This is a genomic window from Anaerococcus sp. NML200537, assembly GCF_026131715.1.
Lineage (GTDB): Bacteria > Bacillota > Clostridia > Tissierellales > Peptoniphilaceae > Anaerococcus > Anaerococcus kampingae.
In genome coordinates, this window is the sequence record NZ_JAMXSL010000002.1 from 85977 (window position 1) to 99008 (window position 13032).

Sequence of the window (13032 nt, forward strand, 5' to 3'; positions counted from 1 at the left end):
AACAGCCCTTTATTTATTTGCTTCTATAAATTTATTTATATGAGTTATTACTTCTTTTTTGAAGGAATCATCCCCAGCATAGCCTACTACCAAGTGACCATGCTCCTTTACCTTTCCAACAACCATGAGATTTCTATATAGTTTATTTTCACCTGTGCCTAGGTATCTCATATCCGTGATTATACCTATAATCATCCTTGGAAAATCTATTCCATGATCTATTTCAAATTCTCTCATTACTCCATGGGCCATAATCTCTGCTGCCACTCCATCATCTATAGTCAATCCATCAAGGTTGGCTATCAATATATTTGCTTCTTTTAATTTGGCAGTATCAGCTTGAGATATTTTTATATCTGTGATAATTGCATCATTTGTCTTTTTATCATTTATATCTGCATTTCTTTGTGGAACATAGAGTTCTAGATTAGTATTTTTTTCTATATACTGGGCTAAATCTTCTGTCCACCTAAACATAGCATCATTAAAAAAATGACTTGCTAAATATCCTTTCATTTATTCTCCTTAAAAACTTCTGCCAGCTCCTCCGCCACCAGATGATCCCCCTCCTCCGGAAAATCCTCCGCCAGAGCCGCCGCCAAAGCTTGATCCTCCCCAAGATGAGCCTCCAAAGCCTCCACCTCTTGGATAAAATCCTCCAAAGCCACCCGGGCCTCTTCTTCTAAAGCCGCCTCCGCCTCTTCTGTTATTATTATTTAAAAGATTTGAGACTATTATAAATATTACCAAAAGCATTATTAGTGTTGAAATAGGAAATCCATCGTCACTATCAACAGGCTCAAGTCTTTCCTGGTAGGAAGAGTAGTCCTTTTCAAGCTCAATGTCATATTCCGCAGCTATTTCTCCAACAACTGCATTAAATCCTTCATTTAGAGCTTGTGAATAATCGCCTTCTTTAAGCTTTTCGAGCATGAAGTTATCAATTATTCTACCTACCTTACCATCATTAAGCCTACCTTCTATTCCATAACCAGTAATTATATTTATTTGCCTTTTGCCATTTGGTCCTGGTCCTAAAAATAAAATTAGTACTCCATTTTCCTTATCCTTATCACCAATTTTCCAAGCATTAAAGATATCAGTTCCATAAGAATAACCATCGAGTCCATCTGGATTCTCTAAGCTTATAACGACCACTTGAGAGCCAGTTTTATCTTCTAGCTGTCTATTGGTCTTATTTATATTTTCTTTTGTGGCTTCATCTAGTATTCCAAGCTCATCCAGGTAATAATCGGTGCTTGGGCTTGGTATGCTAGCATAAGATTTAATTTGAAAAAGGCAGAAAAGAACCGCTATTAGTATTCCTAGCCTTTTAAATCTTGCCTTTCTCATAATATTTCTCCTAGTTACCAAAGTCTACTTTTGGTGCATCTTGTGCAGCTGCATCAGCCTTGAAATATTCTGCTGGGTCATAGCCTGTAAATTTAGCTATGATATTTGTTGGAAATCTTCTAATATCTTTATTATATTCACCAACTGCTTCGTTATAGTTCTTTCTTTCTGTTGAAATCCTATTTTCTGTTCCTGCAAGCTCATCCATAAGCTGAACAAATTGTGTATCTGCCTTAAGCTCCGGATAGGCTTCTACTACTACATTGATATCACCTATAGCTCTTGTTAACTGATCATTTGCTTCTGCTAATTCTTCTGGGCCCTTAGCATTTTGTATACCTGCTCTAGCATTTGTTACTGCTGTTAGGGTTTCATTTTCATGATCTGTATAACCTTTTACAGTGTTTACCAAATTTGGTATAAGGTCAGCCCTTCTTTGAACAACGTTTTGTACTTGTGCATAGGCTTGATTTACATTTTCCCTGCTTCCTGCAAGTCTGTTATAGGTTGGAACGATCATAAATAATCCTAGGGCAATAATTACAATTATGCCTATAATTAATCCTTTACTTCCTGAACCTCTTCTTCTTTCTGTCATATTTCCTCCTAAATTACTCTTTTTCTATTTATACCCATCTAGGATAATAATCTCATTATTTTCTAAAGTTTTCCTAACATCTATTATTCTTTGATTTGAAGAACCTCTAAATTTAAGCTTTAAATCCTTGAGCTCTTCTATAAATTCACCATCTACCAAGACATCAATCTCCTCTAAAATCTCTCTAGCTAATTTTATATTCATCAGATCTTCTATCTTAAAACCTGTGTAAACCCATATGGACTTATCTACTTCTTTTCTTATGTTTATTAAAGCTTCTTTAAGGCCTAAAGGATTTTCAAAAGGCTCGCCTCCTAGGACTGTAAGCCCTTCTACTTCCTTAAGTTTAAGATAAGAAATAACCTCTTCTTCGGCTGTCCTATCCCATTTTTTCCCATAAGAAAAATCCATATAGTCCCTATTAAAACAATTTGGACAATTTCTATCACAACCTGTTAGGAAAAAAGTGGTCCTGATACCAGGACCATTTGCTACATCGTATTTTCTTATTTGACCGTAATTCATATGTGGAGCACTCTCGCTTTTATTTCCTTGGTTCTGCCTTCATTCCAGAAATTTTCACCAAGATATCCGCAAGTTCTCCTTACTACTGTAAGTTTTGCCCTATCGTGGTTGCCACAATTTGGACAATACCATTGGTTATCATCATCAAGAAGAATTTCTCCATCATAGCCACAGTTGCCACAATAATCACTCTTTGTGTTAAATTCGGCATATTGGATGTGGTCATAAATATATTCTATCATTGTAAGGACTGCTTCAATGTTATTGGTCATATTTGGTATTTCTGCATAAGAAATACATCCTCCAGTTGATAATTTTTGGAAATTACTTTCAAAATCAAACTTATCAAATACTGTTATATTCTCTCTAACATCCACATGGAAGGAGTTGGTATAATAGCCCTTATCTGTTACATCAGCTATATCTCCAAATCTCTCTTTATCAATTGATGCAAACCTGTGGGTTAAGCTTTCTGCTGGTGTTCCATAAACTGCAAAGGCTATATGGTATTTATCTGTCCATTCTTCCTTCTTGGAATTTAGAAGTTCCATGATTTTCATGGCAAATTCATAGCCTTCTTTTGTGGTATGGGATACTCCCTTTGTAAGCTTGGTTGCTTCATAGACTCCTATATAGCCAATAGTTACAGTTGCATAACCATTTTCTAGAAGTGGTTTTATTGACTCGTGTTTTTTAAGTCTTGCTATCGCTCCATGTTGGAAGTGGATTGGTGATGAGTCACTTGTGACCTTTGATAAGTGTTCATATCTTAAGAGTCCTACTCTTTTTACTAAATCTAGTCTTTTTTCTAATATTTCAAAAAAGAGTTTCTCATCACCATCTGCAAGGATTGCAATTTGAGGAAGGTTAATTGTACAAACTCCCATGTTAAACCTACCATCAAATTTATAATCCCCATACTTATCCTTGTAAGGAGGTAGGAAGGCCCTACATCCCATTGGAGAAAATACATTGCCTTCGTAATTTTCACGCATTTTCTTAGCTGAAATATAGTCTGGATACATTCTTTTTGCAGTACATTTGGCTGCAAGCCTTGTTAGGTCAAAATATTTTGAATCTATATGGATATTATTTTCATCTAAGACATATATTAACTTAGGGAAGGCTGGAGTTACATAAACTCCTTGCTCGTTTTTGATTCCTTCTATTCTTTGCTTTAGGATTTCTCTTATTATTTGGACTGTCTCATCTAAATATGGATCATTTTCATCTGTATGCATAAATAAGGTTACAAATGGTGATTGACCATTGCTTGTCATGAGGGTATTTATCTGGTATTGGATTGTTTGTATGCCGCTTTCCAGATCTCTTTGGGTAAGAGCTTTGGCCATTTTTTGGATATCTTCTTCATTTGCCAGAATTTCTTTTGATAATTTAAGGTTCTTAGCATATGATTTTTTAAGATATGGGCTTAGGCATGATATATTTATTGATTGGCCCCCATATTGGTTTGATGCAATTTGGGCTATGATTTGAGTCATAACATTGCAAGCTACCTGGAATGATTTTGGACTTTCTATCATCTTTTCGTTGACAACTGTCCCATTATCTAACATATCTTTCATATCTACTAGGCAGCAATTAAAAATTGGCTGGATTAGATAATCAAGATCATGGATATGTATGGCTCCTGATTCGTGAGCTTCTACAAGATCAGCTGGGATTAGTTTTCTCTTTGCTATATCTTTTGCAACTTCTCCTGCTATTAGGTCCCTTTGTGTTGAGGCAATTATTGGATTTTTGTTTGAGTTTTCATCCATTACATCTATATTTGTCTGATTTAATAGACCGATTATTTCATCGTCAGATGTATTTTGCTCACGCTTGTAGGCTTGAACTGCCTTGTAGGACTCGTAGGCCTTAGCTGTTGCAGGATTTTTCCTATCTATTAATTTGTAGTAGACTAGGTCTTCAATTTCATAAATGGAGATTTCTCTTTTATTTTTAGATCTCTCCTCAATTTCACTAGCTATCTCAGCCGCTTGGCCTTCCACATAAATACCACTTGGGGAATGCATGGCTTTTTCTATGGCTAGAGTAATTTTATCTTTATAAAAATCGACTTTAGTCCCGTCTCTTTTTATTACTTGTAACATTTTTACCTCCGAAATCTTATGTATATATGATACCACAAATAAGATTTTCTGTAAAATATTTAGCACTATATATAGTGCTCGAATAGCAATTAAATACTACATATAGTAGTTTTGGCTTAAAATAGCCAAATAAAAAACAGAGCAATCTATTAAATCACTCTGTCTATTTTTCTACTTGTCTTAACTAAGCTATTTAACTTCAAAGGTCAAATTATTATTCTCATCTAGAACTAAGACTGCTGTATCTTTTTCTGCTACCTTTCCTTCTATAATCAATTTACCTAGCATAGTTTCAACGTTTCTTTGTAGGAATCTCTTGACTGGCCTTGCACCATATTCAACATCATAAGAATTTTCTAGGATATATTCTTTTGCTGCTGGGCTTATTTCAAGTTTGATATCCCTATCAGCTAATCTCTTTCTTATATTGTCGATTTGTAGATCTATTATTTCATAAACTTGATCGCTAGTTAATGGTGTAAACATAACTATATCATCAATCCTGTTTAAAAATTCTGGCTTAAAGGAATGTCTTAGGGATTCTTCTACTTGATATTTGTTTTCTTCCTTGATTGTGCCATCTTCTTTTAGACCATCAATTAGGTACTGGCTACCGATGTTTGAAGTCATTATTATGATGGTATTTTTAAAGTCTACAGTCCTACCTTGACTATCTGTAAGCCTTCCATCATCTAAGACTTGTAAAAGTATATTAAAGACATCTGGATGGGCTTTTTCTATCTCATCAAATAAGATTACTGAGTAAGGTTTACGTCTTACAGCCTCTGTTAGTTGGCCACCTTCTTCATAGCCAACATAGCCAGGAGCTGCACCTATAAGTCTTGATACAGAATATTTTTCCATATATTCTGACATATCTATCCTTATCATATTATGCTCATCATCAAACATGGCCTCTGTTAGACTCTTTGCAAGCTCTGTTTTACCAACACCTGTAGGACCTAGGAAAATGAAGGATCCTATTGGCCTATTTTCATCCTTAAGACCTGATCTAGCTCTTATTATAGCATCTGCTACTGCCTTGATAGCTTCATCTTGTCCAATTACTCTTTGATGAAGAGTCTCATCTAGGTGGAGGATTTTACTTCTTTCGCTTTCTACAAGTTTTGATACTGGTATATTTATCCAAGAACTTACTACATCAGCTACATCTTCATCAGTAACTTCCTCTTTTATGCTTTCTTTATTTTCATTTTCTGACTTAGCACTTAATTCTTTTAATTTATTTTCAAGAGCAACTAGCTTACCATATTTAAGTTCAGATAATTTTTCAAAATCATAAGATCTCTCAGCTTGGTCAATTTCTATCTTTACCCTATCGATTTCTTCTTTTATATCCTTAACTTCATCGATAGCAGATTTTTGTTCCTTCCATTTTAGGAAATCTTCATTATATTTTTCAGATAAATCTGCCAATTCTTTTTCTAATTCTTCAAGTCTTTTCTTAGAATACTCATCTTCTTCTTTTTTAAGAGCTGTTATTTCAATTTGTAATTGTAAAAGCTTTCTCTTTTGCTCATCTAGATAGCTAGGCATGGTATCTATCTCTGTCCTAACTGTAGCACAAGCTTCATCCATTAGGTCTATTGCCTTATCTGGTAAAAACCTATCAGATATATACCTGTCTGATAATTCAGCTGCTGCTATTACAGCACTATCTTGAATTCTAATTCCGTGGTAGACTTCATATTTTTCTTTGATTCCCCTTAAAATTGAAATTGTATCTTCTACTGATGGTTCATCTACCATTACCTTTTGGAATCTTCTTTCTAGGGCCCCATCTTTTTCGATGTATTCCCTATATTCATTTAGGGTTGTAGCACCTATTACCTTGATTTCTCCGCGGGCAAGCATTGGTTTCATGATGTTTGATGCATCCATTGCACCCTCGCTCTTACCAGCGCCAACTATGGTGTGGATCTCATCTATAAACATTATAATCTGACCTTCAGATTTTTTGACTTCTTCAATTACTGCCTTGAGTCTCTCCTCAAATTGGCCCCTGTATTTAGCACCTGCTACTAGGGCACCCATGTCAAGTGAGAAAATCCTCCTGCCTTGAAGTGGCTCTGGAACATCGTTATTTACAATTCTTTGGGCAAGACCTTCAACTATAGCAGTCTTACCAACACCTGGTTGACCAATTAGTACAGGGTTGTTTTTCTTACGCCTACTTAGAATTCTAAGGGCGTTTCTAATTTCGCTATCCCTACCAATAACTGGGTCAATCTTACCTTCCCTAGCTTCTGCTGTTAGGTCTCTACCGAATTTTTCTAGAGGATTTGAAGTTTCTTCTGGGTTATCGCTTGTAACTTTTTGACCATTCCTGACTTTTAGGACAGTATCTTTGAAGGCCTTATAGGTAATATTATATCTCTTGTTAAGATCAGTGATTTCACTTTTTTCCTTAAGTAGTGATAGGTAGATGTGCTCTACTGATATAAAGGAATCCCCCATTGCTTGTGCTTCATCTTCTGCTTTTAGGAATATTCTTTGAAATACTTGTGATGGATAGGTCTTAGCATTACCTGATTGTTTTGGCAAAGACTCTATCTTTTTCTCTAGATCGTTTTTATAAGAATTTACATCTACTCTCATGTCCTTTAAAACCATTGATACATAGGAATCTGAACTTTCTACTAGGGCTAGGCCAAGATGAAACTCAGTTACTTCTGGGTTTGCATCTTTTATAGCCATTGAATTTGCATTATTAATTGCTTCTATTGATTTTTGTGTTAATTTATTGTTATCCATATTATCCCTCGATTTCTTTTAACTTTTTATATAATTCGACTTGTTCTTCATTAAGATCTGGGTTATCTATTTGGATTTCAAGGATTAAATCACCCTTGTTATTTTTCCTATCTACATAGCCCCTATCTTTTAGTCTAATTTTTTTGCCTGTGGTTATCTTTTCTGGAATATTTACAAGCAAGGCCCCTGACTTAGTATCTACCTTTACCTTTTTTCCAAAGTAGGCATCCCATGGGCTAAGCTTAATTTTTTTGATTAAATCTATTCCATCAAGAGCAAGGTCTTCATCATCTTTTATATTAACTTTTACATATATATCTGCTGCAAGGCCGTATTTTGAACCATCAATTCTAATCTTATTTTTGTTTTTAAGACCCTTTGGTATCTTAACATCTATATCGGTAAGCCTTCCTTGTGAGTTAACAGATATCTTTCTAGATGTACCTTCCATGGCTTCATCTATTGATATAGTAACTTCGGTATTTAGCTTCGATTTTTCTTTTTTTGAAAATCCGTTGCCAAAACCCCCAAACCTTGAACTGTGGCTTGTGCTTTGACTTTTAGATCCAAAGCTTCCAAATAAGGTATCAAAAAAATCTGAAAAACCTGAATCATTTGAACTTGTATATGTGTATGAGCCATTGCCGAAGTTTCCAAAATCAAATCCAAAATCTCTCGGATCAAAATTTTGACCACCTGTAAAATTGGCTCCTGAACCAAAGGTATCATACTTTTGTCTCTTATCTGGATCTGATAAAACCTCGTAGGCTTCGTTTATTTCTGTAAATTTTTTGTGTGCACTTTCATCATCTGGATGAAGGTCTGGGTGGTATTTTTTAGCTAATTTTCTATAAGCTTTTTTGATCTCATCAGCGCTAGCTTTCTTGTCCACCCCTAGCACTTCATAGTAATCTTTATATTGCATATTTACCTCCATCTTTTTCGTTTGACCATCTCTGACCTTAATTTAATTATACTGACTTAAATATGCATTTCAAGTATATTTATAACTTTTTGACCAATAATTTCTATATAAATTTAACCAATAAAAAGAGCTTTACTAAGAAAGCTCCAAATTTTAGTGGTCGTATTCTACTATTGATATTACATCGTAATCTTTTAGATATTCCCTACCCTTTAGGCCTGTAAGTTCGATTAAAAATTCAAAGCATACAACTTCTGCTCCAAGGCTTTCAACTAGTTTTGCACTTGCCTTAGCAGATCCACCTGTGGCTATAAGATCATCTACTATTACAATTTTGTCCCCTGCTTTTAGGGCATCCTTGTGGATTTCAAGCTCGTTTGAACCATATTCTAACTCATAGGATACTCTTTCAATTTCTCCAGGCAATTTTCCTGGTTTTCTAATTGGAATAAAGCCCTTGTTTAGTCTATCAGCAAGGGGTGCACCAAAAATAAGTCCTCTTGATTCTACTCCTGCTATATAGTCAAACTCGTAATCTTTTAATGCTTCTTCTAACCTATCTAGGGTTTCTTTAAAGCCTTCCCTATTTTTAAGTAGGGTTGTGATATCTTTGAAAGATATACCTTTTTCTGGATAATCTTCTATAACCCTGATTAATGATTTTATGTCCATATCTCCTCCATCTTTGTACATTTGTATTATACCCTATTATTAATTTCTTAAATAAGATTTTAGATAATTTTGCCTAATTTCTTCTATAGAATTAGGATAAACCTTAAAATAAGATATACCACCTGCATTAAATGGCTCACCTTCAAGGCGAATAGAATTAATATTTGAAGGGTCTACACTCTTAAATTCTAAAGCTAAGGACGAAAGGTTTTTAAGACCTATATTTGTCTTAATGTATGGTTTCATAGCCTTGTATACTGATGGAAGCTTGCTTATATTCTCTGCCTTTGTTGCTTCCTTTATAAACTGTTTCATAAAATCTTGTTGGGTATTTATCCTACCAAGGTCTGCATTTTGATAGCCCTTTCTAAAGCGAACATAGGCTAAGACCTCATCACCTGCCATTTTCCTTATTCCTGGGCTAATGCCCATGGCACTTGCTACTTCATTACTTACTTCTACATCCATACCGCCAAGGGCATTTATCCCTGCAATAACTGCATCAAATGAAATAACAAAGTACTTATCCAGATTTATTCCTAGAAAGTCTCTCACAACTTCCATTGTCAAATCAATTCCGCCATAAGAGTGGGCTGCATTAATCTTATCCATTGACCCCCTAATTGAAACATAGGAATCTCTTGGGATTGAAATCATGTCTATGGTGTTTTTATCCTTATTTACATTGACAAGCATAAGCGTGTCTGTTCTTGTGCCAGTATCTTCTCCAGTCGAATCTACTCCTGCAAGCAAGAACATAAACCCTCTGTCATTTGAAATATCAAAAATTTCACCACCAGCTCCATCATTTTTAAAAAAGTTTAGTAAGAGAAAACCTGCAGCAAAAACCACTACAAACATCAAAAATACAAGTACCGATTTAATTATTTTTATCATATTATTTTTCATTTTATCACCTATGACTATTTTACACCCTTTTTAAAAGATTTTCTTAAAATATTTGTAAGTTAGGCTATAATAAAGACAGGAGGAATCATGTTAATTAAAAAAATTGATGAATATCTAAATGAAAATACCTATCCCTTCCATATGCCAGGCCACAAAAGATCGAAGCTTTTAAGAAATGACCTGGGATATTTAAGAGATTTTACAGAAATAGAAGGACTTGATAACCTCAATGACCCCAAAGAAATCTTTGTAAAAATGCAGATAGCTATTGCCGAAAATTATCGAGTAAAAGATGCTATAATTTCTACAAATGGATCAACAAATGGCATCCTTGCAGCAATAAGAAGCCTCAGCAAAAACAATAAAAATCTTCTAATAGAGAGGTCATCCCATAAGGCTGTTTATAATGCCGCTCTCATAAATAAATGCAAACTTGACTACATCGATATAATAACAGATGAGGTAAGCGCTGTAGCAGGTATCGATTATAATGTTTTAGAGAATAAATTAAAAAACAAATCCTATGGGGCTGTAGTGGTGACAAGTCCTTCCTATGAAGGTTATATACTAGATTTAGAAAAAATTTATGGCATATGCCAAAAATATGAGACCAAACTTTTTGTAGACCTAGCCCACGGGAGCCACCTATACCTAAATGAACTTTATAAAAATAGCTTTGACCTAGCTGTTACATCCTTTCACAAAAATCTCTCAGCCCTTACCCCATCAGCCGCTCTTTTGGTAAATGATGAATCTTTGATAGGAAGTCTTAAGGAAAGTATGGCGATTTTTCAAACATCATCCCCATCTTATCTAATTTTACAATCCATAGATGAAATGATAGAAAATTTCGACAAGTTTTATGGGATGATGGATGATTTAAATGATAATTTAGATAAGCTATATGACCTTAAGCTTAAAAACTTAAAGCTAATTGACCATAAGGATAAAGATAGGTCTAAAATTTTAATTTCTTGCAAAGATACAAATATAAACGGTGTAAATTTACAAGAAATACTTAGAAATAATAAGATAGAAATAGAGATGGCCTATCCATCCTACGCCCTTTTAATAGCAAGTATTTTTGATAGTGAAGAAGCTTTTAAATATTTAGAAAAAGTTTTAATAAAAATTGATAAGGCACTTTTAAAAGGAAATAATTCTTATAAGTTTACCTATCCAAAGCCTATAAAAAAATACGAACTATATGAGGCCTACGAAAAAGAAAAGATCATGATAAAACTAGAAAATTCTGTAGGTCACATTGCAGGAGAATTTATCTATGCATATCCGCCTGGCATTCCTATCCTTACACCAGGAGAAATCATTGATGAAAATACCTTGGCTTGCCTAGATTTTATGAAATCAAAGGGTCGTTCTTTAAATATCGAAGATGAAATTTCTTGCCTTATTGACAAAAGTGAATAAAAATGCTATAATTATATACAAAGATGAATTATAAGGAGTGTATTATGAAAAGAATTCTTACATTAAATACAAGAAACTTACACAAGAGCAAAAAAGATGGTGGTTGTGGTGAATGCCAAACTTCTTGCCAATCTGCTTGCAAAACATCTTGCGGAGTTGCAAACCAAGAATGTGTTAGCAAAAAAAATAAATAAGAGCTTACATATTAGAAGGCCTTTGCAAATCTTATCTGATTTTTTGGGTAATTGCGAGGGTCTTTTTGTATTCTTAACTTTTATATTCCTAGTAATTAAGTATAATATATTAGGTTAAAAAACCATAGGAGGAATAATGATACATCAATATAAAGCTAAGGGTTTTAATATTGTTTTAGATATATACAGTGGTTCTGTTCATCTAGTAGATGACCTTACATACGACATAATAGAATCTTACAAGAATTCTGACATAGATAAGCTAAAAACAGATTTAAGCCTTAAGTACAATGTGACAGATGAAGAATTAGAAGCTGCCTTCAATGAAGTAAGCGACCTTATTGAAAGCGGCCAATTGTTTACAGAAGATAATTTCAAGGACCTTGCCATAGATGTAACAAAAAAACCTACAACTATCAAGGCCCTTTGCCTAAATGTAGCCCATACCTGTAATTTTACCTGCGATTATTGCTTTGCTAAGGGTGGAACCTATCATGGACCTGATGCGATTATGTCTAAGGAAGTAGCCAAAGCTGCTATTGACTTTTTACTAGAAAATTCTGGAAGCCACTATAATTTAGATATTGACTTTTTTGGTGGTGAACCTTTGATGAACCTAAGCGTTGTAAAATACACAGTAGACTATGCTAGAAGTAAGGAAGAAGAATTTAACAAGCACTTTAACTTCACCCTTACAACCAATGGCCTACTTCTAAACGACGAAAATATTGACTACTTAAATGAGAACATGAAAAATGTTGTCTTATCCCTAGATGGAAGACGCGAAAAGCACGACCATTTCAGAAAAACTATGAAGGGAACAGGTTCCTTTGACCTTATAGTTCCAAAATTCCAAAAACTTGTCGAAAGACGTGGTGATAAGGAATATTACATGAGAGGAACCTATACAGCCAATAACCTTGATTTTACAGAAGATATCAAGACTTATCTTGACCTAGGTTTTAAGAGGACATCCCTTGAACCTGTTGTTGGTTCACCTGATAATGAATATGCTCTAAAAGATGAGCACCTTGATATCCTCTATGATCAATATGAGAAACTTGCTGACATAATGATGGAAGCAATCGATAAGGATGATAAATTTATTTTCTACCACTATATGATTGATCTTGAAAATGGGCCTTGTATCCACAAGAGACTTTCTGGATGCGGTTCTGGTACAGAGTACATGGCAGTAACCCCTACAGGCGACCTCTATCCTTGCCATCAATTTGTAGGCAATGAAGACTTTATAATCGGAAATATCTATGATGGAGTAAAAAATAAGGGGCTTGTAAATCGCTTTAAAACCTGCAACTGCTATTCTAAAGAAGAGTGTAGGTCATGCTGGGCCAATATGTATTGTTCAGGAGGCTGTGCGGCAAATAACTACAATGCCACAGGCGATCTAAATCACACCCACGAATATTCTTGCAAATTATTTAGAAAAAGAATTGAAATGGCCCTAGCCGTAAAAATTTATGAATTCCTTAAGGAAGCTGAAAAAGAAGAAAGTCTTGCCTAAAGGCACAAATA

12 protein-coding genes are annotated in these 13032 nt (G+C 34.6%); 3 read left to right on the forward strand and 9 right to left on the reverse strand.

Annotated features, from left to right (window positions below; genetic code table 11):
• Window positions 1-9 precede the first annotated feature (9 nt).
• The 9 genes from NH288_RS01040 to NH288_RS01080 all read right to left on the reverse strand — a co-directional run bounded on the left by NH288_RS01040 (window position 10) and on the right by NH288_RS01080 (window position 9874).
• A complete protein-coding gene (locus NH288_RS01040; RefSeq protein WP_106460538.1) occupies window positions 10-516 on the reverse strand; it encodes a nucleoside 2-deoxyribosyltransferase in 507 nt (168 codons plus the stop codon).
• A 9-nt stretch (window positions 517-525) separates the two neighbouring features.
• Window positions 526-1353, reverse strand: a complete 828-nt coding sequence (locus NH288_RS01045; RefSeq protein WP_106460539.1) for a TPM domain-containing protein — start codon at window positions 1351-1353, stop codon at window positions 526-528.
• Window positions 1354-1363: 10 nt separating this feature from the next.
• Window positions 1364-1951: a LemA family protein gene (locus NH288_RS01050; protein ID WP_265212405.1), complete on the reverse strand. Its 588-nt coding sequence runs from the start codon at window positions 1949-1951 to the stop codon at window positions 1364-1366.
• Between the two features lie 24 nt (window positions 1952-1975).
• Window positions 1976-2476: an anaerobic ribonucleoside-triphosphate reductase activating protein gene (nrdG, locus tag NH288_RS01055; protein ID WP_265212406.1), complete on the reverse strand. Its 501-nt coding sequence runs from the start codon at window positions 2474-2476 to the stop codon at window positions 1976-1978.
• Entirely contained in the window at window positions 2473-4593 is a 2121-nt protein-coding gene (nrdD, locus tag NH288_RS01060; RefSeq protein WP_106460542.1) for an anaerobic ribonucleoside-triphosphate reductase, read from the reverse strand. Before nrdD ends, nrdG begins: the two co-directional genes overlap by 4 nt.
• A gap of 189 nt (window positions 4594-4782) precedes the next feature.
• Window positions 4783-7368: an ATP-dependent chaperone ClpB gene (gene clpB / locus NH288_RS01065; RefSeq protein ID WP_265212407.1), complete on the reverse strand. Its 2586-nt coding sequence runs from the start codon at window positions 7366-7368 to the stop codon at window positions 4783-4785.
• Between the two features lies 1 nt (window position 7369).
• A complete protein-coding gene (locus NH288_RS01070; protein ID WP_265212408.1) occupies window positions 7370-8293 on the reverse strand; it encodes a DnaJ domain-containing protein in 924 nt (307 codons plus the stop codon).
• Between the two features lie 153 nt (window positions 8294-8446).
• Window positions 8447-8965, reverse strand: coding sequence for an adenine phosphoribosyltransferase (locus NH288_RS01075; RefSeq protein ID WP_265212410.1), 519 nt, complete (start codon window positions 8963-8965; stop codon window positions 8447-8449).
• A gap of 39 nt (window positions 8966-9004) precedes the next feature.
• The gene (locus NH288_RS01080; RefSeq protein ID WP_265212412.1) at window positions 9005-9874 is read right to left on the reverse strand and encodes an LCP family protein; all 870 of its coding nucleotides are present in this window, start codon (window positions 9872-9874) and stop codon (window positions 9005-9007) included.
• Between the two features lie 87 nt (window positions 9875-9961).
• Between NH288_RS01080 and NH288_RS01085 the strand changes: the two genes are divergently transcribed.
• From NH288_RS01085 to scfB, 3 genes are all read left to right on the forward strand, one after another.
• Window positions 9962-11302 (forward strand): aminotransferase class I/II-fold pyridoxal phosphate-dependent enzyme, encoded by a 1341-nt coding sequence (locus NH288_RS01085; protein ID WP_265212413.1) that lies wholly within the window; start codon window positions 9962-9964, stop codon window positions 11300-11302.
• Between the two features lie 44 nt (window positions 11303-11346).
• Complete coding sequence (scfA, locus tag NH288_RS01090) at window positions 11347-11496, forward strand: six-cysteine ranthipeptide SCIFF (protein ID WP_106460548.1); 150 nt, start codon at window positions 11347-11349, stop codon at window positions 11494-11496.
• Between the two features lie 136 nt (window positions 11497-11632).
• Window positions 11633-13021: a thioether cross-link-forming SCIFF peptide maturase gene (scfB, locus tag NH288_RS01095; protein WP_265212414.1), complete on the forward strand. Its 1389-nt coding sequence runs from the start codon at window positions 11633-11635 to the stop codon at window positions 13019-13021.
• The last annotated feature ends 11 nt before the right edge of the window (window positions 13022-13032 follow it).

What these genes read in the sequence shown, in the direction of transcription:
- NH288_RS01040 (WP_106460538.1), bottom strand. Translation starts at nt 516, where the DNA reads ATGAAAGGATATTTAGCAAGTCATTTTTTTAATGATGCTATGTTTAGG.
- NH288_RS01045 (WP_106460539.1), bottom strand. Translation starts at nt 1,353, where the DNA reads ATGAGAAAGGCAAGATTTAAAAGGCTAGGAATACTAATAGCGGTTCTT.
- NH288_RS01050 (WP_265212405.1), bottom strand. Translation starts at nt 1,951, where the DNA reads ATGACAGAAAGAAGAAGAGGTTCAGGAAGTAAAGGATTAATTATAGGC.
- nrdG (WP_265212406.1), bottom strand. Translation starts at nt 2,476, where the DNA reads ATGAATTACGGTCAAATAAGAAAATACGATGTAGCAAATGGTCCTGGT.
- nrdD (WP_106460542.1), bottom strand. Translation starts at nt 4,593, where the DNA reads ATGTTACAAGTAATAAAAAGAGACGGGACTAAAGTCGATTTTTATAAA.
- clpB (WP_265212407.1), bottom strand. Translation starts at nt 7,368, where the DNA reads ATGGATAACAATAAATTAACACAAAAATCAATAGAAGCAATTAATAAT.
- NH288_RS01070 (WP_265212408.1), bottom strand. Translation starts at nt 8,293, where the DNA reads ATGCAATATAAAGATTACTATGAAGTGCTAGGGGTGGACAAGAAAGCT.
- NH288_RS01075 (WP_265212410.1), bottom strand. Translation starts at nt 8,965, where the DNA reads ATGGACATAAAATCATTAATCAGGGTTATAGAAGATTATCCAGAAAAA.
- NH288_RS01080 (WP_265212412.1), bottom strand. Translation starts at nt 9,874, where the DNA reads ATGAAAAATAATATGATAAAAATAATTAAATCGGTACTTGTATTTTTG.
- NH288_RS01085 (WP_265212413.1), top strand. Translation starts at nt 9,962, where the DNA reads ATGTTAATTAAAAAAATTGATGAATATCTAAATGAAAATACCTATCCC.
- scfA (WP_106460548.1), top strand. Translation starts at nt 11,347, where the DNA reads ATGAAAAGAATTCTTACATTAAATACAAGAAACTTACACAAGAGCAAA.
- scfB (WP_265212414.1), top strand. Translation starts at nt 11,633, where the DNA reads ATGATACATCAATATAAAGCTAAGGGTTTTAATATTGTTTTAGATATA.